This is a genomic window from Pedobacter sp. BMA (assembly GCF_001027745.1).
Taxonomy (GTDB): domain Bacteria; phylum Bacteroidota; class Bacteroidia; order Sphingobacteriales; family Sphingobacteriaceae; genus Pedobacter.
In genome coordinates this window covers 258,362-278,968 of record NZ_LECU01000007.1, presented here as the reverse complement: position 1 = coordinate 278,968, position 20,607 = coordinate 258,362, and the positions used below count along the sequence as shown (strand labels likewise).

General features: G+C 42.6%; 14 protein-coding genes. 10 read left to right on the top strand and 4 right to left on the bottom strand.

What is annotated here, in order from left to right; translation table 11 throughout:
* Positions 1-36 precede the first annotated feature (36 nt).
* From AB669_RS17630 to AB669_RS17615, 4 genes are all read right to left on the bottom strand, one after another.
* Positions 37-1,491 carry a TolC family protein gene (locus tag AB669_RS17630; protein ID WP_053058461.1) on the bottom strand — a complete coding sequence of 485 codons (1,455 nt, stop codon included), beginning with the start codon at positions 1,489-1,491 and terminating at the stop codon, positions 37-39.
* Positions 1,492-1,506: 15 nt separating this feature from the next.
* The gene (locus AB669_RS17625; protein ID WP_047800657.1) at positions 1,507-2,868 is read right to left on the bottom strand and encodes an HlyD family secretion protein; all 1,362 of its coding nucleotides are present in this window, start codon (positions 2,866-2,868) and stop codon (positions 1,507-1,509) included.
* The gene (locus AB669_RS17620) at positions 2,861-3,865 is read right to left on the bottom strand and encodes an ABC transporter transmembrane domain-containing protein (protein WP_047800656.1); all 1,005 of its coding nucleotides are present in this window, start codon (positions 3,863-3,865) and stop codon (positions 2,861-2,863) included. Before AB669_RS17620 ends, AB669_RS17625 begins: the two co-directional genes overlap by 8 nt.
* Positions 3,866-3,975: 110 nt before the next feature.
* Positions 3,976-4,320, bottom strand: a complete 345-nt coding sequence (locus tag AB669_RS17615; RefSeq protein WP_156166775.1) for a hypothetical protein — start codon at positions 4,318-4,320, stop codon at positions 3,976-3,978.
* A 484-nt stretch (positions 4,321-4,804) separates the two neighbouring features.
* Here AB669_RS17615 and AB669_RS17610 point away from each other — a divergent pair, with 484 nt between their 5' ends.
* From AB669_RS17610 to AB669_RS17565, 10 genes are all read left to right on the top strand, one after another.
* The gene (locus AB669_RS17610; protein WP_047800654.1) at positions 4,805-5,335 is read left to right on the top strand and encodes an RNA polymerase sigma factor; all 531 of its coding nucleotides are present in this window, start codon (positions 4,805-4,807) and stop codon (positions 5,333-5,335) included.
* A 58-nt stretch (positions 5,336-5,393) separates the two neighbouring features.
* On the top strand, positions 5,394-6,410 hold the full coding sequence (locus tag AB669_RS17605; protein ID WP_047800653.1) for a FecR family protein: 1,017 nt from the start codon (positions 5,394-5,396) through the stop codon (positions 6,408-6,410).
* A 24-nt stretch (positions 6,411-6,434) separates the two neighbouring features.
* Positions 6,435-9,425, top strand: a complete 2,991-nt coding sequence (locus tag AB669_RS17600; RefSeq protein ID WP_047800652.1) for a SusC/RagA family TonB-linked outer membrane protein — start codon at positions 6,435-6,437, stop codon at positions 9,423-9,425.
* Positions 9,426-9,445: 20 nt separating this feature from the next.
* Complete coding sequence (locus tag AB669_RS17595) at positions 9,446-10,963, top strand: RagB/SusD family nutrient uptake outer membrane protein (RefSeq protein WP_047800651.1); 1,518 nt, start codon at positions 9,446-9,448, stop codon at positions 10,961-10,963.
* A gap of 1 nt (position 10,964) precedes the next feature.
* On the top strand, positions 10,965-11,969 hold the full coding sequence (locus tag AB669_RS17590) for a metallophosphoesterase (RefSeq protein WP_053058460.1): 1,005 nt from the start codon (positions 10,965-10,967) through the stop codon (positions 11,967-11,969).
* A 137-nt stretch (positions 11,970-12,106) separates the two neighbouring features.
* Complete coding sequence (locus tag AB669_RS17585) at positions 12,107-13,462, top strand: alkaline phosphatase family protein (RefSeq protein WP_047800650.1); 1,356 nt, start codon at positions 12,107-12,109, stop codon at positions 13,460-13,462.
* 110 nt (positions 13,463-13,572) lie between these two features.
* Positions 13,573-15,177 (top strand): tetratricopeptide repeat protein, encoded by a 1,605-nt coding sequence (locus tag AB669_RS17580; RefSeq protein ID WP_047800649.1) that lies wholly within the window; start codon positions 13,573-13,575, stop codon positions 15,175-15,177.
* 261 nt (positions 15,178-15,438) lie between these two features.
* Positions 15,439-18,216: a TonB-dependent receptor gene (locus tag AB669_RS17575; RefSeq protein ID WP_047800648.1), complete on the top strand. Its 2,778-nt coding sequence runs from the start codon at positions 15,439-15,441 to the stop codon at positions 18,214-18,216.
* 20 nt (positions 18,217-18,236) lie between these two features.
* Positions 18,237-19,499, top strand: coding sequence for a hypothetical protein (locus tag AB669_RS17570; RefSeq protein WP_047800769.1), 1,263 nt, complete (start codon positions 18,237-18,239; stop codon positions 19,497-19,499).
* A 1-nt stretch (position 19,500) separates the two neighbouring features.
* Positions 19,501-20,562, top strand: a complete 1,062-nt coding sequence (locus tag AB669_RS17565; protein WP_047800647.1) for a phytase — start codon at positions 19,501-19,503, stop codon at positions 20,560-20,562.
* The last annotated feature ends 45 nt before the right edge of the window (positions 20,563-20,607 follow it).

Sequence of the window (20,607 nt, the reverse complement as noted above, 5' to 3'; positions counted from 1 at the left end):
TTACTATGTAAAGGCGTGGCAGCCTCCTATATCATCCTAACCCCCGAAGCCCTGCCGTGTACCGGCCTTGTAAAACAACTCTGCAAGTGTTTTCTGATAGCTTGCGACCATGCTCTCTTGTTTAATCTTCATGTCTATCAGTTTTGATTCCCTGCTATTGATCAGGAACAGGGTACTTTCCCCCAAACTAAATTTCTGGTTTTCGCCAGTAACAAGTTTCTGCTGGTTTTCTACACTCTTAATCTGCACGGTGAGCTGTGCTGAGTAAGCATTCAAGTCGTTATAAGCAGCCATTACACCATTTCTGATGGTTCTTCCCGATTGCTGCAAATCGAGGTCGTTTTCCAGCTGCTTGATTTTCACTTCGCGGAGTTTTCCCCTTTCGCTACGCAGAAACAAAGGGAATGAAAATTCTACGCCTATCTTGTAATTGCTCCAGTTGAAATCGTAATAGCCGGGAATATCACTGTTAAAACCGGTTCTGCCTGAAATCAGATTTCCCATCAGGTTAAGCTTGGGTTTGAGCATTTCCTGGCGATAGGTTTTTTCTATGGCCAGCTGCGCACCTTTACTGCGGAGTTTTACCAGTTCAGGATGGCGGTCGGCTGCCTGACCGATTAACGTATCCAACAATTGCGGATTGGGTTTTACAAAATCTGTAGGCATGGACTGCGGAACAGCATCTTCAGGAAGCTCTAACGGGTTACCTTCTTCACTCCATAAGTGGTTGGACAGAACCAGCCTTGCATTCTGCAGCTCGATGGCCGTTTTAGCCTTCTGTATCTGCCTTTCCTGAACGGTGATATAAGCCTCTACCGAGTCGATACTGGGTTTGTCTCCCAGTAAGGTTTGACGGCTCAATGCCTCAAACCTGCGCTGCGCGAGATCGAGTCCTTCGGTCACCAGCACATGCTGCCTGTAAGCATAGTACCACGCCCAGTAGTCTTTGGCAATACCGTACCATGCGGTATTGATTTCCTTTAATCTATCAGCTTCAGCATACTGAACCATAATTTTCGACTGGCGTAAAGTATTCCGTCGGGCATCGATAATCAAACCTTGTCCAAGAGGTATACTAATGCCAACAGCCGTTAAGCCCTCGTTGTTGGTACGGCTTTCGGGGTTTACGTAGGTGCCAACGTTACGGTCATAACCGACTTTTAAATCGGCACCGGCCAACCATAATGGGATTTTAAGTTCACTGGTCCACTTGTTGTAATAAGTGGTATTACCAAAAAGTTTCCTGTCGAAACCAGCTTTAAGCGCCGGGTCGAAATAACCCAGCGATTGCAATACAACAGCCCTTGCCGATTCGCTCAGCAATGCAGCCTGTTTAATCATGGGATGGTACTTGAAAACCATCATCTGCAAATCATCGGATGAAAAGATTTTTGCTGTATCTGGTTTTTGCTGTATACTGTTCTGCGCATTAGCCCTCAATACTGCAAATAACATCATCAAGAGGAAAAGCGGCTTTACTTTTATATGCATCTGATTACCTCCCCGTTATATTTTGTCTTTAATTGGTGCAGGTTCTTTGTCTAAACTGGGTGGAAATCCATTTAACTGCCGCCAGATTTCGTACCAAAGTGGAACGGACCTTAATATAATACGCCCGTAAACACCCGATCCCTGACGGAGCTGTGGTGGCCATGGCTCATCGTTTTCGGGAACCGGATTAGTCTGACTGATTAATACACGGTATTTTCCGCCGGTACTACTTACCCGGTCAATAGAGAATACTTTTCCGGCAAATGTACCCACAGCAACCGAGGGCCAACCTGAAAACTGCACTGATGGCCATCCCTCAAACTGCAAACGCACATCGCTGGTATCAAGGATCAATGGCACGTCCATAGCACTAACATACAGCTCGGCAGCAACCAATGGTGTTTTAGGTTGAAGGGTAGCTACTGATTCACCTTCCTTTATGTTTTCTCCAATACCAGCTTTTAAAGTTTTAACCACATATCCGCTTTGCGGTGCCCTTACCACGTACAAACCGCGGCGGACATTCAGATTAGAGATGTCATTGCGTAATTTGGCTATGTCGCCCTGTGCACTGGCGCGACTGGAAACTGCCGTGCTCATGTCTGACTGCGCCTTAGATATCGATTCCTGATACTTGGCTCTGATGTTGTCGAGTTCAATGGTTGCATTGTATAAATTCTGTTGAGAATTATCCAGTTTATTGCGCTGACTAATCACCTTTGCATTGTCTTCCTGTAATTTTAAACGACGTGTTTCAATGTCGGTTAATGAGAATAATCCATTTTTATAACCGGTTTCATAACGTTCCAAACGGGCTTTGGTAGTTTCATAAAACTTCTGTACAGCCAATAAATCAGCGCTATCAATGCTCACATAATTTTTTGCCTGCAGCACTTTGTTTTCTGCCGCTTTCATCTGGTAGTGTAAACCATCGTTCATCGCCCTCATCTGCGCTTTGGTTGCATCGATCTTTTGAACCGCTGCGGTTTCGCTACCGCGTTTTGCATCGAGCTGTTCATTTAAACGTGCGGGAAGTTCGGGATCAAAGTAAGACTGCGTTGTTTCAGAGATAACCAGAATGGTATCGCCTTTTTTCACTTCCTGTCCTTCGCGTACAGCCCAGTGCTCAATGCGCCCGCCGATCTGGTTTTGCACGGTTTGTGGACGGTCTTCAGGACGTAAAGCCGTCACTGTTCCCCGACCCGGAATGGTTTGGCGGTAAGGTAGAAACAGCAGCAGAACAAAAAATCCGAAAATAAAGAGCAGGATTCTACCCAAACGTTTTGGCCCTTGCGCATCTAAAATTTTGCTGCTCGCCCTGGTACCAAGTTCCTCCCAATTTTGGATCGGAGCCGTTACTAAACTTGTTTTACCCATGGTGCTGTTCTCCTTCCTCTAACTCAAGGTCAGTAACAACGGCCAGTTTCTCACTTCCCGTAATCATATCAAACACCGTGTTCAAATTGGTCATTAGCTTCTCAATGGCATAACTGATTTGTACAATAATCACTTCTGCCGCTACAAACTGACCGAAAGTCATTTCGCGTTCCACAACAAAGTAAGAACCCATTAAGAGTAAAGCGCCCATCAGGGTGGTGCGCATGGCAACAGCACTATAAAAAAATCTTTTAAGGATACCAAAGTGATCGTTTCTTGCCTGAATATAATTTGACGTAATGGCATCCGTACGGCTAATGATTTCTTTTCGTTTGCTCTCACTCTGACGGTAAGTATCCAGATCTGCAGCCACATCTTCAAGATAGGCCACAACTTCATATTTATAGCCTGATTCTTCAATACTGGTTTCAATTGCGCGTCGATAGTACAAAACCAGGATCAGAATGATGGCAGCCAACACAAATAGTCCAAAGGCCATGAATACCGGATGATAAAAAGATAAGAGAATCACGCTAAAAAAGATGAGTACAGCAGCTGCCACAATATCAACCAATAATTTGGTTAAGCCTTTTTGAATGGTTAATATATCAAAAAAGCGGTTAACAAGTTCCGCAGGGTTTTCGCCTTCCAAAGCTTTCTTTTTAATGCGGGGCAGCCGGTAGGCAAATTCAATGGCCGCCTTGGCAAATATCTTTTGCTCCAGAAATTCTACCAGTGTAAACTGGCCAATCAGTAAAACTCCGCCCACAACTATACCCACCAGAATAACGGCTATCAGGATGTAAGTGGAACTGTACATTGCACCGTTGGATAGTAAATTGAAAACCGCACTCGTTCCCAGCGGGAGTGAAAGTCCGATTAAACCAATCAATACGGCATATACGTATATGTAATTAATGGTTCCCCGCTCGTAATGAAGCAGGCGTACCAGTCTTTGCCAGGGTGTTAATGCACCGGCAACATGATGATTCTTCATTTGTATTTTTTAATAATAAGAATAGATAAACTAATGGTTTCCGATAGCTAAATCTTTAAGACATCGCGATATCAGACATTTGCAATTGAGGGTATCTGGCCGAAACCGGATTATACTTTCGAAATGGAGTCGGGGGGCGGGGTAGGAACAACCTTAAGGGGTGGGAGGCCAATTCTTAAACGATAGGGAACCATACGTTCAGGCTGATCATTTACTGATAAAGTTTGTTCGAAAACCATCAGGGATGCCTCGTATAAAAGCATCTTCTTCTTGGCTTTCTCAAAAGCTTCTTCTTCTTTATCTTTATTTTCTTCAGCGCTTTTCTCAATCGAATAGGCATTGGCTGATGAAGAAAAACAAGCAATGGAATAAGAGCAGAATTTGATCGCCAATACCGCTAATAGGGCAAAGCCAAAAATACTCCTCAATAACTTGTTTCTCAATAACCTCATCATCCTGTTTACAAATATAGTTTTAACCTTTTCCAGAAAACAGCCTGATCAGGATTTTTTGCTCATACAAAAGTCAAATTCATTGGTAGATTGATTCGTGTAATATCAATGTTATACTAACATTAGAACGGGATTAGAGCGCCCAAAGGTGACGACCTCAAATAATGCCGTTGTGTTAAATCATTCAAAACACTTTTAACAATTTGTGGTTATACTATCAATTGATCTTTCAGTTTAAGAGATTAATTTTTTAGGTGGCGGTAGCTGAGAAACCTTGGTTACCGTTAGAATATGATTCCACCTTGTTTAATCCTGTTCGGCTGAAAGCTTTAAATTCAAAGGATAGTTATGAGAATAGCTATCCTTTTTTATTTACTTGTAACGAGCATCAGATCGATGATCATGTTTCTTCGAAACCAAAGCTTTACATTTTCATAATATTAATTTAAAGTTCCCCGTAGTTAAAGCCGATAATTTTGTCGGCTGAATGGATAAGGAAATAGTACCCGGTATAATGGCTGATGATTTGACGGCATTCAATCATGCTTATTCACTTTATCATAAGCAGATTTACCAGTTTATCTTCAAAAAAACACAATCGGAATACATTGCCACCGAAGTGGTTCAACTTTGTTTTATCAGGTTATGGGAGAAACGCAAAACCTTAAATGAAGATACCGCCCTGAATATTCAGCTTTTTGGCATGGCCCGTCAGGTAATGATTGATGAGCTGAGGAAAGAAACTGCCCGTTTAAAATATAATAATGGCTCCTCCCAGGTGCCCTTTACCGATAATTTAATGGCTATGATCGAAAGCCGCGATATGCTTAAACACTTCGAACGCGAAATTGAATCTATGCCACCCATGCGCAAAATGGTTTTCAACCTCAGTAGGCAAAACGGACTCTCTTATGCAGAGATTGCCGAAATGCTGGGTATTTCTACTAAAACCGTAGAAGGACATATAGGAAAGGTTCTATCGCGCCTTAAAAGTTACATGTTCACTATTTTGATGTAACCACATTAAATAATTGTTAAGCCGTAGGGGCAAGCTTGCTGGCATACGTAATACCTGTATGAAGCCGACAAATGTGCGCCATACCGAATCTGGCAGAAAGAAACTTGTTGAACAGAATTTTAGCGACCGGGAATGGGAGGGTTTCCCTGCCGACGATGATCTGCCCAAAGGGAAAACTGAAGAAATGCGTCAGTTTATTTTCCGGGCCATTGCAGAGAATGATGTTCAAAAACAGTTGCGGAAATTAAAAATCCTGCGCATTACAAAGTATGCCTCGGCAGCAGTCATTGTGCTCGTGGCGGGGATAGTATTCTATTTTGGCAACGCGAAGATCAATACCGTTCCACCTTCGTCGCAACCTCAATTAGCACAATACCATAAAGCTTCAAAATCCATCTGGAAAAAGATAGGTAATGCTGGTCATGAATCCATCAGCTACCAGCTACCGGATTCATCTGTAGTAACCGTTTATCCAAAATCCAGTATCAAATTTGAAAAGGCATTTAACAAAACATTAAGAAACGTGTATTTAAAAGGAAAGGCAACATTCAAAGTAGCACATGATAAAACCCGACCTTTTAGTGTATTTGCAGGCGGGTTAAAAACGACTGCCCTCGGAACATCGTTCACCATCAATACAGGTCTGTTACATAAGCGCGTCTCTGTTAAACTCCACACGGGGCGCATTGTAGTCGCCAACACCAGCCTAAAACGATCGCCAACCTATATTTCAAAAGCCGGTACAACATTGCTTTATAATCCGGCTACAGCGATAGTTAAACTGATCAGCCGGGTTACACCAACACTCGCAAACACAACCTTGCTACAAAGGAACGGTGATATAATCACCATGAAAAATATTCCGCTGGCTAAAGTGATCGGATTGCTACAGGAAACCTACCAGGTACACATCACAGTCGATCAGAAAGAGATCAATAAAATTACCTATACCGGCAAAATTGATGTTAGCAAAGAAAAAGCCGAAGACGTAATCCGTTTAATCTGCCTCATTAACAACATGACGGTTACCAAAATAAATGAAATCGAGTTCAACATCGAAAAAACAAAACAATAAACCAATCAGCATCCCCAAATTATCATGTATTCAAAAAAATCACAAACCTTAAAGCGCTTGTTATGCATAGGCATAATGGCGTGGGTTAGTCCGGTTATGGCACAGGATGTGCCGGTAAAAGGCATTGTCCTCGATGTTTCAGGACAAGGACTTCCCGGTGTTACGGTAAAAGCCGAAAACGAAAGCACCCGGAAATCGGTAGTTACCACCTCATCAGGTGTTGGCTTGTTCAGCTTCTCAAATCTGGCCGCCGGGGGCCCTTATCGTTTCATTTTCAGTTCAATTGGCTATCAAAGCGACACACTTTCTGGTTATACCATTGCCGCAGGCAAGCAGATAGCCTTGAGTTTGAAACTGAAAGAACAAAGCAATAACCTGCAGGAAGTGGTTATAGGTTATGGTAAGAGCACACGGAGCCAGATCACCGGTGCCGTTACTTCGGTAAGACCCGATGAATTCAACACTGGTGTAATTGCCTCTCCCGGCCAATTGCTTCAAGGTAAGGTAGCGGGATTAAATATTACCAGAAGTGGTAACCCTACCGAAAAGCCTGCTGTTATCCTGCGTGGCCCATCAAGTTTCAGGGAAGGTGCACAGGAACCCTTTTATGTAATTGACGGAGTTCCTGGTGCCTCGATCGACCTGGTTGCGCCTGATGATATCACGAGTATGGAAGTTTTAAAGGATGCATCATCTACCGCTATTTACGGTTCGAGAGCAGCCAATGGAGTCATTATGGTCAACACCAAAAATGCCGGTAAAGGGCTGGGCAAGCTATCATATAGTGCTTATGCCGCTGCTGAAACCATTTCGAACAGCGTACCCATGGCCAGTGGTGATGAATTGCGAGCTTACCTTGCTGCCAACAATAAAAAACTCGATGCCATAAGTGATGACGGCAGTAATACCGACTGGTTAAAGGAAGTAACACGCACAGGTATTTCGCATAACCACAACCTGAATTTTAATGGTGGTGGCGAAAATTCATCCTACGGTGCAAGCTTAAACTATTTTGATAACCAGGGGATTATTAAAACCTCCGGTATGGAGCGCTTCATCGCAAGGGCCAATATGGAACAAAGGCTGCTGAATAACCGTTTGAAAATAAACCTCAACCTCACCAACAGCAATACCACAAACGACAGAATTGCCAGTCAGGTGTACAACAATATGTTTACCTATCTGCCAACGGTTGGGGTAAGAAAAGCCGATGGCTCTTTTTCTGAAGACCCTTCACGTACCACAGGAACCGGTGGTTATTATAATCCCGTAGCGCTCTTAGAAAACAATACCTATCAGGGCAAAACAAACCTTTATCTGATAAACGGAAATGTAAAGGCCAATATTTTAAGCGGGCTTGATTTCAACGCAATGGTTTCGGTACAAAATGAGCAGATTACCGAAAACCTGTACAACAACAGAGCTTCGATGCTAAAGCAGGGTTTTAACGGTTATGCAGAACGCTCGTCGGTAAAAAATACGCAAAAGGTATTCGAGGCTTATTTTAATTACGATAAAACCTTTGGCAAGCATGGATTGAAATTACTGGCGGGTTATTCCTTTCAGCAAAACAGAAATGGCGATGGCTTTCAAACCTCGGCACAGAATTTCGTATCTGACGACCTGTTGTGGAACAACCTGGGTTTAAGTAATGGAAACGGATCGACTGTGGTTAATTACGGTGCTACTTATATTTCTACGCTTCGCCTGATTTCCTTTTACGGAAGAGCCATTTATGATTATGATGGAAAATACCTGTTGCAGGCCACCATCCGCCGAGATGGTTCATCGGCCTTTGGTATCAACAACAGGTGGGGAATGTTCCCGTCGGTATCAGCAGGGTGGAACATCGACCGCGAAGATTTTATGGAAAATGTATCTTTCGTAAGTAACCTTAAACTACGTGCCGGTTATGGCGTTTCGGGTAACTCGGTAGGTTTTGACGCTTATACTGCCCGCTTGGTTTATGGTGCGCAAAGCGGGTCATACTTCTACTCAAATGGTAAATGGTTAACCGCGGTTGGGCCCATTCAGAACGATAATCCAAACCTGAAATGGGAACGTACAGCAACGGCTAACATTGGTTTAGACTTCAGCCTGTTCAACAATAAACTTTCAGGATCAATTGATGTGTATAACAAGAAGACAACAGATTTAATTGCACCATACTCCGTATCGACTACACAATACCCTTTCAATGTACTTACTGCAAATGTTGGTGCCATGACCAACAAGGGGATAGAGTTTAGTTTAAATACCACGCCAATTAAAACCGGTCGCTTCAGCTGGAATACAGCTATTAACCTTTCTCATAATAAAAACGAGATTACTTCTATTTCTAACGAACTGTTTCAGGCCAATGAATTTTACACGGCAAACGTTGGAGGAAGAGGACAATCAGGTGCTTTGGGTTATCAGGTAATTAAGGAAGGCTTGCCACTGGGAACTTTCTATACCTTGAGATATGCAGGTAAAGATGCTAACGGCAAATCGATGTTCTATGATAAAAACGGAAATGCCTCAACCGCCAATACGGGTTTCGAAAACTTTACGGTAACCGGGTCGGCCCAGCCAAAATTACTATACGGCTGGAACAATACTTTCAGGTACAAACAGTTCGATTTTAATTTCTTCATCCGTGGTGTTTACGGCAACAAAATACTGAACGCCACCCTTGCCGATATGAATGCACCGATATATGCACTGCAAACTAATATCGCAAAAGAAACACTTACTGAAAATATCAACGATGATAAAGCGCAGTTCGTATCAGACCGTTATCTGGAAAGCGGTTCTTATTTGCGCTTAGATAATGCAACCCTTGGTTATACCTTTAAATTTAAAGGTAAAACCAGCCTGCGTGTATATGCTTCGGGCAACAACCTGTTTATCATTACCGAATATAAAGGTGTCGATCCTGAGATTAATATGTCGGGACAAACACCGGGTATCGATTACCGTAACTTCTATCCTAAAACCCGTTCGGCCATTTTCGGATTAAACTTCAACCTATAATCATCTTAAAAAGATATACAATGAAAAAATATTTAACAGCAGCAGCCCTTGTGGCGTTAACGCTCGGAAGCTGTACCAAACTGGATGTGGATGTAGAATCGCAGCTGACCAGTGAAAACTTCCCAGTTACTCCAGACGCCTTCGTAGCCGCAACAGGAACCGTTTACCAGAAATTCAACTCGGGTTTCGGGGTAGATATCTGGCGGATGTATGAGTTAACCAGCGAAGAAGCCATTATTACCGCGCGAAATGGCGGATATTATGACCAGGGGAGATATCAAACTCTGCACAAACACAACTGGCTGCCCGATCATCCAATTATCCTTTCAGCATGGCAATGGGGATATGCAGGAATAAGCGATTGCAACAGGGTATTGGATATCCTGGATAAATCACCCAACAGCCCTACAAAAACACAGTTCTTAAATGAAATCAGGGCAATGCGGGCACTTTATTATTTCTATATTATGGATATGTTCGGCAATGTACCCATTACTACTTTTGGTACCAATGAAAGTCCGAAGCAATCAACAAGAGCCGAAGTTTTCAGCTACATTGAAAAGGAACTTCTGGCTGTAGCCGATGGTTTATCTGCACCTGCAACCGTAACCACCGAATATTACGGGCGCCCGACCAAGTGGATGGCTTATGCTTTACTGCAGAAATTATACATGAACGCCCAGCAGTACATCGGCAAGGCCATGTATGCCGAATCTATTACCTATGCTGATAAGATTATGGCTTCTTCTATGGCACTGGTAAGCGATTACAATACCTTGTTCTCACCAACCAATGCCGCAAATTCTGAAACCATTTTTGCCGCTATTTACGATGCGAATTACTCGGCCGGAAACGCCATTACCCGTTATACCTTGCACAGTACCTTAAGGGGCAAATACAGTCTTCCTTTTAGTCCGAGTAACGCACAGTGTACCTTAAAGGAATTCTACGATACCTTTAATTTAACCGGCGACGTGCGTAATGCAACCTGGCTGGCTGGTAAACAGTTTTTAGCTGATGGTACCACACCGATTCTGAACGGTTCTGCACAGCTGGATTTTACACCTGAAATTGTGCTGACCAATACGGAAACTATGGACGTTGGTGCTGAGGTTGGTGGTGTATCGAGAGGGGTGCGGTCAATCAAATTTTATCCTGATCCGAATACCAACAGCAGTACACGTTTTCAGAACAACGATATGCCGGTTTTTAGATTGGCAGATGTATATTTGCTGAAAGCAGAAGCTTTATTGAGAACCGGAGGATCAGTAACCGATGCCCTAAGCCTGGTAAACAGGGTGAGGACAAGGGTTAAGGCACCACAGGTAACAACTATAACGCTCGATGGTATTTTAGAAGAACGCGGCAGAGAACTGGCATGGGAAGGCTGGCGCAGAAACGACCTGATCCGCTTTGGCAAATACCAGGGTAAATGGGGCTTTAAAGCGGGCAATGAAGGTGCGTCACGCGATATATTCCCGATACCTGCTACAGAACTGGTACTAAACAAAAACCTGAAACAAAATACAGGCTATTAACATGAAGAGAAGAGACTTTGTAAAAACAACAACCTTTACAGCTTTGGGGGCAAGCGTGCTTGCTCCTTTGCAAAGCCTCGCTGAAACACCGGAAACCCATCTGGATAGCGAGGATATAGCCCCCCGAAGCGAACTTAACGACGATTACTCTACGCATTTTCTGGCGGTAGGCGATTGGGGACGTGTAGGCGCCGATCATCAGTTGCATGTAGCTAAACAGATGGGAAAGTGGGCTACCGAAAACCCAAACGATTTTATACTTTCACTCGGCGATAACTTTTATCCTAAAGGTGTAACCAGTGAGCACGACCCTTTGTGGCATTATTCATTCGAAAATATCTACACCGATTATTCCCTGCAATGGGATTGGTACCCGATCTTAGGTAATCATGATTACATTTCTGACCCCGATGCACAGGTGAGGTACAGTAAAATCAGCAGGCGGTGGAAAATGCCATCTAGATACTACTCAAAGGAAGTATCCCTAAAAAATGGGGATAAAATGCTGATGGTATTCATTGATACCTGCCCGCTTATTCCCGAATTTCACCAGAGTGAGCAATATGCCCCATGGGTAAAAGACCAGCATCCTGAAAAGCAACTTCAATGGCTGGATGAAACCTTGAAGAAGGCAGATGCCAGCGTAAAATGGAAAATGGTCATTGGGCATCACCCTATTTACACCGTAGGGCCAAGGATTAAAAACTACGATACCCTGGCAGTAAGAAAGGTTCTTGCTGATATTTTTGAAAAGAACAAGGTTGATGTTTACCTGTCAGGTCATGATCACTCATTGCAGCACCTCACAACACCGGGTGTTACGCACCAGTTTATATCTGGGGCTGGTTCAGAAGTTACGCCGGTAACTTCTGGTATCGCATACAGTAAATTCGAAGCATCTGAGTACGGATTTATGTACTTTTCTGTCGATAAAAACCGGTTGAACGCCAAGATTATCGATCATACCGGAAAGAATATTTACGAAACCACGCTGCGGAAAGCGTAATTTTTGAAAGGATGGTGTGCGGATTACCGCACACCATTTTTTTGTAACCTATATGTTATGCTCCCCTTACATTTTCTTAATGCCCGCTAAACACAAAAGGCATACAACAGGAATAACTTCGCGACAAATTATTACTAATGATAAAGAAGTTTTGTTTCCTTGCCCTGGCTTGTCTCTTTTTTGGCTATACATCTGCCCAGGAGCAACATGTTGTACTGATCAGCATTGACGGTTTACGTCCTGAGTTTTATTTGGATCCGCAATGGGGAATGGTAAATGTCCGTCAGGGTATGGCGAAAGGGTCTTATGCTGAAGGTGTAAGGGGGAGTTTTCCAACCGTTACCTACCCATCCCATACCACAATAGTAAGTGGTGTACTTCCGGCTAAACATGGTATTTACTACAATACACCCGTTGAGCCTTTAGGGATTTCAGGCAAATGGTTCTGGTATTACAAAGATATTAAAGTGCCAACCATCTGGACAGCAGCGAAAGATGCCGGATTAAAAACTGCGGGCGTAAGCTGGCCGGTAACAGTTGGCGCCCCTATCGATTATAACCTGCCCGAATATGTCATCCTTCCGAAAGACAAGGGCGAAAAAAAGGATGAGATCAAAGCAATGTCGCAGGAATCAAATCCAAAGGAACTGTTTAAAGAAATTGAAGACAATGCTATTGGTAAATTTGGTGAATTCGGCGCTTCAATTGACTTTTATACCAGCGATCAGAATAAATCGAGAATGGCGGCGTATATCCTTAAAAGGTATAAGCCATCTTTTTTGGCCTTACATATTGCACTGCTCGATCATTTTGAACATGAGCAGGGGCGCGACGGCGACAAGGTAAGATCAGCAGTTGTAGGTGCCGATGTTGCGATAAAAACCATTGTCGATGCAGTTGAAGCCGCAGGAATGAGCAAAAATACTACTTTTATCATCACCGGTGATCATGGTTTTGTTGACATCCATACGCAGTTTAAGCCAAATGTAATGCTTGCCCAACTGGGTTTATATGATGATGCCAACAAAGAAAACTGGAAAGCCTATTTTCAGCAAAGCGGTGGCTCATCATTCTTACATCTTAAAGACCCAAAAGATAAAGCAAGCCTTGAAATAGTAAGACAGGGATTGAGTAAGCTTCCCGAGGGTATTCAACGGATGTTCCATGTACTGGATAAAGAAGCGCTGACCAAAGCCCAGGGTGATCCAAATGCATTTATAGCATTGGCTGCCAACCAGGGTTTCAGTTTTGGCGCTGCCGCAACTGGCGAAATGCTTGCTCCGGCAAGCGGAGGTACACATGGTTACCTGCCTACAGATTTTAAAGAAATACAAACCGGTTTTGTGGCTTTTGGTAAAGGAATTAAAACAGGTACGGTTATTCCCCTAATGGGGCAGGAAGATATTGCCCCCCTTATTGCGAAATTGTTAAACCTGAATTTGAAAACCGACGGTGTATTGTACCCCGGCCTCCTGGCACCAGCGAAGAAATAAATTTTATTTATTATATGTGTTTTATTAAGGGCCGTCGGAAGACGGCCTTTTTGTGTTAACATTAACTTAACCTAAAGCTCCTTTCTTTGTCGAAAATTATCAATCATCAAATGATAAAGTATACCATCATATTCCTGCTCCTCATTTTTATTTCGTCAACTGGTTTTGCACAGCATGAAACCCTCGAAAGTTTCAGGGGTGCGGGCTCGGTGAAAGCCATCGAATCATTAACGGAGCTTAAGAAGTTATACGCTAAAGCAATCGAAGAAGGGAATGCACTGCAGGAAGGGCAGTACCTGCAGCAAATGGGAAAAGTTTGTTATAATCAGGGGCATTTCCGGCAATCGCTTGAATTTTATTTAAAGGCAGAAAAGATTTTTAATACCACCAATCAGTCTTTGTTGCTTGCTGCCAATCTGAGTGATATCGGAATATTGTATTACTACATCAAACAACCGGAAAAAGCCATGAAGAATTATCTCCTGGCACTACGCATTTATCAAAAAGAGAAGAACAGGAAAGGTGAGGCGCTTGTTTTCGGGCACTTGGGACAGATTTTTGAAAAACGTCAGCGTTATGACAGTGCCTTTTATTATCAGAATCTGGCCCTAAAAATCAACAATCAAATTAAAGATAAAAGCGGAGCAGCTAAAATCTACGAAAATCTGGGTAGCATTTACGAAGATCTTGAAAAGTATGACCAGGCTTACCTTAATTTCAGGCAATCACTCAATTTATATCAGGAAGATCACAACAATTTGGGGAGCATCGAGGTGATTAATAACCTGGGGGATATTCTTAGGAAAACAGGCAGGTACAAAGAGAGTGTCGCTCAAACAAAAATTGCGATGCAACTCGCCGCTAAAATGGGTAACAGCTACCAGCTTGCTTCGTGTTGCAGAGATCTTGGAAAAGCTTATGAGTTGATGAACCAAATGGACAGCGCCTATCACTATGTACAGTTGGGATACAGACATACGCTTGATCTTTATTCGGAAGACGGGGCCAGACAGGTTGCTTTCCTGCAGGTATTGTACGATATCAACAAAAAGTCAGATGAAATCAACATGCTCCAGAATGATAAAAAGATCAACAGAATCATCGCGGTTTCAGCAACTATTGTACTGATCTTGCTGGTGGTATTAGGCTTCGTGATTTTCAGCAGGCAACGCTTTAAACTAAAAGATCAGCAAATGCTGTCGCGTCAAAAAGAAATCGAACATGATTTAACCAGCCTTGAACTTAAAAACCTCCAGCTGGAAGAACAGCAGCTTAAACAGCAGCTCGAAGTAAAAAGCAGGGAACTATCAACCCATACCCTTAACCTGATTAAACACAATCAATTCCTGGAAAACCTGCGTAACACGTTGCAGGCCATGGTGAAGGACGATAAACGCGACCAGAAAAAGCAGATGAACCAGATTCTTGCCGAAATTAACCAGAGCTTTAACCACGAGCGCAACTGGAAAGAATTTACACAGGCTTTTGAACAGGTTCACCATCAGTTTCTCGAAAATCTGAAGAAGTTTAGCCTCGAACTAACCTCTGCCGACATGCGCTTGATTACACTTCTAAAAATGAATCTCGACTCATCAGATATCGCCACGTTGCTGGGGATTTCGACAGATAGCCTTCGCGTTTCCCGTTACAGGCTGCGTAAAAAACTTAATCTGGAGCAAGGCGATAATCTGACAGCGTTTTTGCAGGCGCTGTAAGCGTTACATTGCTGGTATTTTAGCCCTAATATTGGTGCTTTTTAGCGCTTAACAATTTCTTAATGTAACGGTAATAGAAGCATAACGGCGCTTTTTCATTTAATCATGTTATTGGTAATGAGTAACTTATGTATAGTTGTTGCTTTTTGGTATATGATGCTGGTAACGATGTTGCCTTTATGTAACCCTAAATATTTTCCCGTTTCAACTGATAAAAACACCTTTGCCTGTCGATAAAAACAGATGACATTACCAAACACAATGAACAAACTTTTACAAATGCTATTTCTCCTTTTATTTTGTGCCGGCACAGCCAATGCTACAAAAATTAAAGGACATGTTTACGATAAGCAAACGGGCGAGGCCATCGTTGGTGCAACTGTTGTGCTTGAAAATCCAAAGCGGATTACCAATACTGGTTTGGATGGAACTTTTGAATTTAAAGGGGTAGCAACAGGGCCCGCAAACATCAGCGTAAGCTACATCACTTACAAAACCATCACCAAAAGTATTGTGGTGCTTAAAGAAGACAATGATCACCTGAAGTTTTATATGGAGAGCGATTCAAAAAGCCTCGACGATGTAACCATTAAATCAAACGCCGTGAGTTCTACCGATCAGGGGGCCAGAAGGCTGGAGAAAAATGCAACACAGGTGATGAACATCGTATCAGGAAGGGCTATAGAAATCTCACCTGATCTAACGGTAGCCAATGTGATGCAAAGGGTTTCAGGTGTATCTATTGAACGCAATAGCAATGGAGACGGACAATATGCCATTCTACGCGGTATGGACAAGCGCTATAACTATACGCTGGTAAACGGTGTAAAAATCCCGAGTCCCGATAATAAGTACCGCTATGTTCCCCTTGATCTTTTTCCGTCTGATTTACTCGATCGTTTGGAAGTATATAAAACTTTAACACCAAATTTAGAAGGAGATGCCATAGGCGGTGCAATCAATATGGTCATGAAAAATGCACCAGGCAAATTCCAGGTGAATGCAAACCTTTCTTCGGGATACAGCCAGTTATTTTTCGACCGTAAGTTTGCCAGTTTCAATTCATCAGGCATAAATTATAAATCGCCTTACGAACTCAATGGTAAAACTTATAATGCTACTCAAAACGACTTTACCAAAGGAACACTGGATTATAAATACAAAAATCCGGCACCTAACCTGATTGGCAGTTTATCATTAAGTCAAAGGTTTCTGGATAACAAACTCGGTGTAGTGCTCGCTGGCAGTTATCAGAATACCTATCGTGGTAGCAACAGTAATTTTTACAATACTGCTGTTAACGGAACCGATGCCTATTCGGTAATCACCAGTAAAACCTACCGTGAGTTTTCTGAACAGCAGCAGCGGCTGGGCTTACATGGTAAGATAGACTATATATTTAACAAGAACCATCAGTTAAGTTTATACAATGTCTATGTAAACTTAAAAAATGAGCAGCTCCGCGATGCGGTAACCACTACTTATAACGGGGTATATAATCCGACAGCAGGAAATGCTGAATTGGTTTACAATACCCGAAGTCGCTTAACCGAACAGCAGATTTATAACAGCACTTTACATGGAGATCATAAATTCTTTGATGAAAAATTTAAAGTACAATGGTCGGCGGTATATTCATCAGCTAAAAATGATGTTCCCGAGAATACCAGTATCAGTTTAAATGGTTTGGAGCAAAATTTCCAGAGCCGTCGTACAACGTTGGTGAATACCAATCCGGGTACCCGCAGATGGGAGCGCAATACAGATGAGGACCTTGCCGGATATCTTGATCTTAGCTACAGCATTAAGGCTGGTGATGATAAAATCGATGTAATGGCAGGTGGTTTATACCGCGATAAACAACGTAGCAGTTTCTTCAATAATTATAACCTTGCACCAAATGCAGCAGATGCAGGTAAAGTTTATGGTACAAACTATCAGAACTATACCGATCTGAACCTGGTAGTAAGCAATCCTACCGGAGCGGTAGCTAATTCATTAACCTACGATGCATCGGAGAAAATCGGTGCAGGATATGGTATGTTTAAATATATTTCGAAGAAAATCGAAGTAACCGGAGGAGCAAGGGTTGAGCACACCAATCAGGGTTATAATCTGCTTTTTCCAGCCGGAGAGAGCTATCCCAAAGGTGGGCAGGTCTACACGGATGTGTTACCCAGTTTAACTGCCAAGTATTTTCTCAGTCCGAAATCACAGTTACACGCTTCCTATTATAAAGCGCTGAACCGTCCGGGTTTTTATGAAATCGTACCGGGAAAGGTTGTAAATGAAGAATTTCAGGAACGTGGCAATCCAAATCTTAAACGGGCATTGGCCGATAATTACGATTTACGCTACGAATTTTTTCCAGGTGCTTCAGAACAATTGTTAGTTGGTGCTTTTTATAAAAAGATAAAAGATCCGATCGAATACACTTTTCAGGCTGATGCGACACGCGGACAGGATATTTATTATACTCCAGGGAATTTTGGTACAGCCAATAATTACGGAGCTGAAATTGATTACATCAAATACTTCAGCAAAATAGGAGTGAAGGCCAATTATACCTATACACATTCACGCATTACAACACCAAAAACAACAAGGATTATTAACCCCACTACAGGCGATATCCAGGCTATTACTGTTGATCAGACACGTCCGCTGTATGGCCAGTCTGAGCATATTGCCAATGTATCCTTTTTATTCAAGGACAGCAAAAAAGGCTGGGATGCACAGGTAGCAGGTGCCTATACCGGGCCGCGTATCAATACTGTTTCGCAGTTTTTGAACAATGATTTATGGCAGGAAGGTTTTGTGCAAATGGATGCTTCGGCCGAAAAACGTTTTAAGGGTGGAATTAGTGTTTTTGTAAAAGCCAATAACATATTGAATACACCAACCAAACTTTACATCAAAGGTACCAATGCCCAGAACAATAAAATTGCCGAAGACCTGGTAAAAGACGGCCATACTTTGGTGAGAAGCGACTACTACGGTCAAAGTTACCTATTGGGATTCAGATATAAGTTTAACTAATAATGATAAATAAGAAAGACATGAAAACGAATCAGTTTTTTACAATACTCATCCTTTTTGTACTGACACTTAGCGGATGTGAAAAAGCGAATATCGACGTGGATACAACTGCTGTGGACGGATCGGCGATTGGCGAAGTATCGGGAGTTTGGGCCAGGGGAAGCACCCAGGTAATCAAAGGCGATATTATTATCCCCGAAGGAAAAACATTGACGATTGAAGAAGGCGTAACCGTGTTGATGGATACGCTGGCAAAACCGGAAATTATTGTAAAAGGAAATCTATATTCTTTGGGCACAGCAGATAATCCCGTTAAATTTACCGTGGGCGATCTATATAAAACTACCCTAAAGAAATTCGGTAAATTGTGGGGAGGTATTTTAGCCGGGCCAACCTGCGAAGAGCTGGTGCTTGATTATACCATAATTGAATATGCAGGTTCAACTACTTCTGATGCTTCAACATCGGTAAAAATGGGATTATATAAAGCCGTTGCCGGCGAAAATCTTCCTGCACTGTGGTTTTCAAATGCAAAAGGTAAACTGGTAGTTCAAAACAGCATATTCAGGAACCTTCAGGAAGATTGTACCTACATTGAAGGCGGTAAAATTATTTTTGCAAATAATGTCTTCTATACCACAGGTGTTACCGGTGGTGAAGCCATGAACTTTAAATCAGGATGTTTGGCAGATATCGGCTATAATCTCGTTTACAGCACCAATACCAATGCGCTTAAACTATCAAATACGGGTGACAAAACACCACAAACCTACATTATTGCTTATAATAATACCTTCGTAAATACCGGCTGGAGAAGACCAACTGCCAAAGGCGGATCAGTATGGTTAGAAAGCACGGTGAGGGCAGACTTGTATAATAACCTTTTTGCCAATACACGCTTCGGAATTAAAAGAGATCCTAAAAAACCCGAAGACAGCCGCTCGGCATACAGCAACAACTGGTATTATGGTTTCGATCAGACTACTGTTAATCAGTTTCAACCTGGATCAAACGATGTAATCGGCGGCAAAAATGATGTGATCAGCACTGTTGCAGGGGCAAATGATCCTAAGTTTGTTAATTATCCGGTAAGTACTTCGGTAAACAATGCAGATTTCAATACCAGCTGGGACTTTCACCTCCAGGGTAATTCACCTGCGCTTGGAAAAGGAATTACTACTTTTACGCGTCATCACCAGGCCGGTATTGTAATGAAAAACGGAATAACCTATACATCACCAGCACCAGCAACTTATGTGGGCGCTTATGGTACTAAGAACTAGAATGAAGCACAATAAAATAATCAACATTGCAGCGATTGCAATATTAGGCCTCACCATTTCATGTAATGGGCAGGCGCAAAAAACGGATGCTAAGGCCGTTAAACCCTTGTATATATCCGATCCTGTAGACTTTGATACCGATGATCCGGCCATTTGGGTCAACCCATCCGATCCGGCAAAATCACTGGTAATCGGTACTGATAAAGATGCCAATGGCGGATTGTATGTTTTCGACTTAAAGGGAAAGATTATCGCGACTAAAACTGTCAGGGGATTGAAGAGACCCGACAATGTAGATATCGCGTATGGTATAAACCTCGGCGGTAAAAAAACCGATATTGCCATCACAACTGAGCGCTATACCCATAAACTCAGGATCTATTCACTCCCGGATATGAAGCCTGTCGACAATGGCGGCATCCCCGTTTTTGAAGGCGAAACAGGTGTAGAATACCGCGATTTAATGGGCATCTCCATGTATACCAATCCACAGGGAAAGATTTATGCGATTGTAGGTCGCAAAACAGGACCAAAAGAAGGAAGCTATTTGTGGCAATACGAACTGACTGATAATGGTAAGGGAGCTGTGAAAGCCAATCTGGTAAGGAAGTTTGGAAAGTATAGTGGTAAGAAAGAGATCGAAGCAATCGCTGTTGATAATGAACTCGGTTATGTATACTATTGCGATGAGCAGTTTGGCGTAAGGAAATATTACGCCGATCCGGCAAAAGGGAATGAAGAGCTGGCCTTATTTGGGGAAGGTGATTTTGCGGTCGATAATGAGGGGATTGCCATTTATAAGACTGCCGGAAATAAAGGTTATGTGCTGGTTTCAGACCAGGGTGCACAGCAGCTGAAAGTGTATGGCAGAACAGGAGATAAACACCCGCTAATTGCGACTATAAAATATTCGGCGAACCAAACAGATGGAATTGATGTGGTATCGGTACCACTTAATTCAGATTTTAAACATGGCCTTTTGGTGGCAATGAGCGATGATAAAACCTTTCATTTCTATCGGTGGGAAGATATTGCCGGAAAAATACTCGATGTAAATCCTTAATTTTTAAAGGTATTGGTGTGATAAGCGTTACTGGTTCAAAACCGG

Coding starts and splice junctions, on each gene's coding strand:
- AB669_RS17630 (WP_053058461.1), bottom strand. CDS start 1,491: ATGCATATAAAAGTAAAGCCGCTTTTCCTCTTGATGATGTTATTTGCA.
- AB669_RS17625 (WP_047800657.1), bottom strand. CDS start 2,868: ATGGGTAAAACAAGTTTAGTAACGGCTCCGATCCAAAATTGGGAGGAA.
- AB669_RS17620 (WP_047800656.1), bottom strand. CDS start 3,865: ATGAAGAATCATCATGTTGCCGGTGCATTAACACCCTGGCAAAGACTG.
- AB669_RS17615 (WP_156166775.1), bottom strand. CDS start 4,320: ATGATGAGGTTATTGAGAAACAAGTTATTGAGGAGTATTTTTGGCTTT.
- AB669_RS17610 (WP_047800654.1), top strand. CDS start 4,805: ATGGATAAGGAAATAGTACCCGGTATAATGGCTGATGATTTGACGGCA.
- AB669_RS17605 (WP_047800653.1), top strand. CDS start 5,394: ATGAAGCCGACAAATGTGCGCCATACCGAATCTGGCAGAAAGAAACTT.
- AB669_RS17600 (WP_047800652.1), top strand. CDS start 6,435: ATGTATTCAAAAAAATCACAAACCTTAAAGCGCTTGTTATGCATAGGC.
- AB669_RS17595 (WP_047800651.1), top strand. CDS start 9,446: ATGAAAAAATATTTAACAGCAGCAGCCCTTGTGGCGTTAACGCTCGGA.
- AB669_RS17590 (WP_053058460.1), top strand. CDS start 10,965: ATGAAGAGAAGAGACTTTGTAAAAACAACAACCTTTACAGCTTTGGGG.
- AB669_RS17585 (WP_047800650.1), top strand. CDS start 12,107: ATGATAAAGAAGTTTTGTTTCCTTGCCCTGGCTTGTCTCTTTTTTGGC.
- AB669_RS17580 (WP_047800649.1), top strand. CDS start 13,573: ATGATAAAGTATACCATCATATTCCTGCTCCTCATTTTTATTTCGTCA.
- AB669_RS17575 (WP_047800648.1), top strand. CDS start 15,439: ATGAACAAACTTTTACAAATGCTATTTCTCCTTTTATTTTGTGCCGGC.
- AB669_RS17570 (WP_047800769.1), top strand. CDS start 18,237: ATGAAAACGAATCAGTTTTTTACAATACTCATCCTTTTTGTACTGACA.
- AB669_RS17565 (WP_047800647.1), top strand. CDS start 19,501: ATGAAGCACAATAAAATAATCAACATTGCAGCGATTGCAATATTAGGC.